Below are 3,061 nucleotides of genomic sequence, written 5' to 3'. Positions count from 1 at the left end.
TCCCGACACGGATCTGGCGCAGGGCGACAAAGTGGTGATCCGCTACCGGGCGCCGCTGTATTTCGGCGCCGATGGACAGCGATTGATGTGAGCGGTTTTCGGTGATTCAGCACCGGTTTTGACTTTGCCAGTACGGGACGAATCGATGAAGCACTTTTTCAATCGCAGGGAAACGATCGTCACCGAGGCGCTGGACGGCCTGCTACGAACCATTGGCTCCGGCGATCTCGCGCGCCTCGACGGCTATCCCGAGATCAAGGTCGTCCTGCGCGCCGACTGGGACAAGACGAAAGTCAGTGTCGTCTCCGGCGGCGGGGCCGGGCACGAGCCTTCACATGCCGGTTTCGTCGGCAGGGGCATGCTGACGGCGGCGGTTTCGGGCGAGATCTTTGCCTCGCCAAGCGTCGAAGCGGTGCTGGCCGCCATTCGCGCGGTCACCGGCCCGGCCGGCTGCCTGCTGATCGTCAAGAACTACACCGGCGACCGTCTCAATTTCGGCCTGGCGGCAGAGAAGGCGCGCGCCGAAGGGTTTCGTGTCGAGATGGTCATTGTCGCCGACGATATCGCTTTGCCCGACATCACCCAGCCGCGCGGCGTTGCCGGCACCTTGTTCGTGCACAAGATATCAGGCCACCTGTCGGAAGCCGGCCACGATCTGGCTGAAATCGCGGCAGCGGCGCGGGCGGCGGCTAAGGACATAGTTTCGCTCGGCATGTCGCTGTCGTCCTGCTCGATCCCGGGCCAGCCGCACGAAGACAGATTTGGCGAGAACGATGGCGAACTCGGCCTTGGCATTCACGGCGAGCCGGGCGTCGAGCGGATTGCGGTGCAGAGCGCCGACAGGCTGGTGGCGATCATGGCGGAGCGCCTCGCGGCACGGCTTGATCCCAAGGCCACCTACGCCTTGCTGATCAACAATCTCGGCTCCGTGCCGCCGCTGGAAATGTCCGTTATCGCCAATGCGGTGCTTGCCTCGCCGTTGGCCAAAACCATCAAACTGACGATCGGGCCGGGCCCGCTGATGACGGCGCTCAACATGAACGGCTTCTCGCTGTCGCTGATCCGGCTGGATGCGGCGCGCGAAACCGCCTTGCAGGCGCCGGTCGGCCCGCATGCCTGGATACCGGCAAAGCCGGTTGTTTCACCTGCCGTCGTGCCGATGGCGAAAGCGGCCGGACAAAGCGTGGCACGCAAGCCCAGCCAGGATGCGCGGACCCGGTCTCTTCTCGTTACCATCTGCGAAAGGCTGATCGCGCTCGAAGCGACTTTGAACGGACTGGACGCCAAAACAGGCGACGGCGACACCGGTTCGACGGTGGCGACCGGCGCGCGCAGTGTTCTCGAGCGGCTCGACACGCTGCCGCTTGCCGAGCCTGCAGCCACCCTTGGCGCGATAGGCGACATTCTGAGCGCGTCGATGGGCGGCTCCAGCGGCGTGCTGCTGTCGATCTTCTTCACGGCGGCGGCGCAGGCTCTGGGCGGCGGCGCGAGCCTGCCCAGAGCGTTGCTTGCCGGCCTTGAACGGATGACCTTTTATGGCGGCGCCAGAATTGGCGATAGAACCATGGTCGATGCGCTGGAGCCGGCGCTCAAAGCACTCGACGCGAACGGCCTGGAGGAGGCGGCAACAGCAGCCCGCCATGGTGCCGAGGCCACGGCCGCCATGGACAAGGCAAAAGCCGGGCGGTCGGCCTATGTCGGCAGCAAGCTGCAAGGTGTGGTCGACCCCGGCGCTCACGCGGTGGCCGAAGTCTTCGCGGCGGCCGCGGCATTGCATGAAGCGGCCTGACGTATGCTCCAGTTGTCGAATGACCGTTCTTTCGATACTGCCGGCAAGATGGAAACCGGGAATGCGGGTGACATGGCGGCGTTGAACCTTGCCCGGCTGATCGCGGCCGCCGCGGATACGATCGCCGCGAACGCCGAGGAATTGACGGCGCTCGACCAGGCGATCGGCGACGGCGACCACGGGCTGAACATGAAGCGCGGCTTCGAGGCCGTGCGCGCCGAAGCCGAAGCATTTTCGGCCAAACCGCTGCCCGATGCCCTGAAGGCGATCGGCACCAAGCTGGTGATGACGGTCGGCGGCGCCTCCGGCCCGCTGTTCGGCACCCTGTTCCTGGCACTCGGCAAGGAGATTTCGGCGAAACCCGATCGCGCCAATCTGACGGCGGCGTTCGGCAAGGCGATCGAAGCTGTGGCAGCACGCGGCAAATCGCAGATCGGACAAAAAACCATGCTCGACGTGCTGCAGCCGGTGCATGACGCGCTGCTGCAGGGAAAGACAGCTCTTGAAATCGCCGATATCGCCGACGCCGCGGCCGACGCGACCGTGCCTATGAAAGCCTTGCGTGGCCGCGCCTCGTTCCTGGGCGACCGATCGATCGGTCATATGGACGCCGGCGCGCGCTCAACCGCGCTGCTGGTGCGCACAGTGGCGCACAGCCTCGGGGAAAGCGCATGAGCAATGTCGGCATCGTCATCGTCTCGCATTCGCCGCTGGTTGCCGAGGGCACGGCCGACATGGTGCGGCAGATGGTGGGCGACGAAGTGCCGCTTGCATGGTGCGGCGGAAACGGCCATGGCGGGCTCGGCACCAATGTCGAGGCGATCATGGGCGCCATCGACAAGGCCTGGTCGGAAGCCGGTGTCGCCATTCTGGTCGATCTCGGCGGCGCGGAGACCAACTCGGAAATGGCGGTGGAGATGATCGGCGAGCCACGCTCGCACAAGATCATAGTCTGCAACGCGCCGATCGTCGAAGGCGCGGTGATGGCAGCGACCGAGGCCTCCGGCGGCGCCTCGCTGCGGGAAGTGGTGGCGACGGCACATGAATTGTCGCCGTCGTGAACGAACGGGAATTTTGAAAGACATGTCCGCATCCGCCGAAGCGACCGTTGTGATCACCCACGAGGTGGGTCTGCACGCGCGTCCTTCGGTGAAGTTCACCAAGTTGGCCAAGAGTTTTGCCGCCGAGGTGGAGATCGCGCTCGCCGCCAACGGGCCATGGTTCGACGCCAAGAGCATCGTCAAGGTGATGGCGGCCAAGGCGCCGAAGGGC

At 65.2% G+C, this 3,061-nt stretch carries 4 protein-coding genes; all 4 read left to right on the top strand.

From position 1 onward, the window contains the following. Positions 1 to 145 precede the first annotated feature (145 nt). The gene (locus EN879_RS30025; RefSeq protein WP_063169895.1) at positions 146 to 1,789 is read left to right on the top strand and encodes a dihydroxyacetone kinase subunit DhaK; all 1,644 of its coding nucleotides are present in this window, start codon (positions 146 to 148) and stop codon (positions 1,787 to 1,789) included. 72 nt (positions 1,790 to 1,861) lie between these two features. Beyond that, on the top strand, positions 1,862 to 2,464 hold the full coding sequence (gene dhaL / locus EN879_RS30020; RefSeq protein ID WP_063170451.1) for a dihydroxyacetone kinase subunit DhaL: 603 nt from the start codon (positions 1,862 to 1,864) through the stop codon (positions 2,462 to 2,464). Further along, positions 2,461 to 2,850: a dihydroxyacetone kinase phosphoryl donor subunit DhaM gene (gene dhaM / locus EN879_RS30015; protein ID WP_013528085.1), complete on the top strand. Its 390-nt coding sequence runs from the start codon at positions 2,461 to 2,463 to the stop codon at positions 2,848 to 2,850. The genes dhaL and dhaM overlap by 4 nt, the downstream gene beginning before the upstream one ends. A gap of 22 nt (positions 2,851 to 2,872) precedes the next feature. Next, the coding region (locus EN879_RS30010) for an HPr family phosphocarrier protein (protein WP_127274444.1) at positions 2,873 to 3,061 on the top strand (189 nt) is incomplete at its 3' end.

The sequence above is a fragment of the Mesorhizobium sp. M7A.F.Ca.AU.002.02.1.1 genome (assembly GCF_003998535.1).
Classification (GTDB): Bacteria; Pseudomonadota; Alphaproteobacteria; order Rhizobiales; family Rhizobiaceae; genus Mesorhizobium; species Mesorhizobium ciceri.
Note: the sequence above shows the minus strand (reverse complement) of the source record. Positions and strands in the feature narration are given on the sequence as shown.

Bases quoted from the DNA above. Each gene is read 5' to 3' on its own strand.
- EN879_RS30025 (WP_063169895.1), top strand. From the start codon at position 146: ATGAAGCACTTTTTCAATCGCAGGGAAACGATCGTCACCGAGGCGCTG.
- dhaL (WP_063170451.1), top strand. From the start codon at position 1,862: ATGGCGGCGTTGAACCTTGCCCGGCTGATCGCGGCCGCCGCGGATACG.
- dhaM (WP_013528085.1), top strand. From the start codon at position 2,461: ATGAGCAATGTCGGCATCGTCATCGTCTCGCATTCGCCGCTGGTTGCC.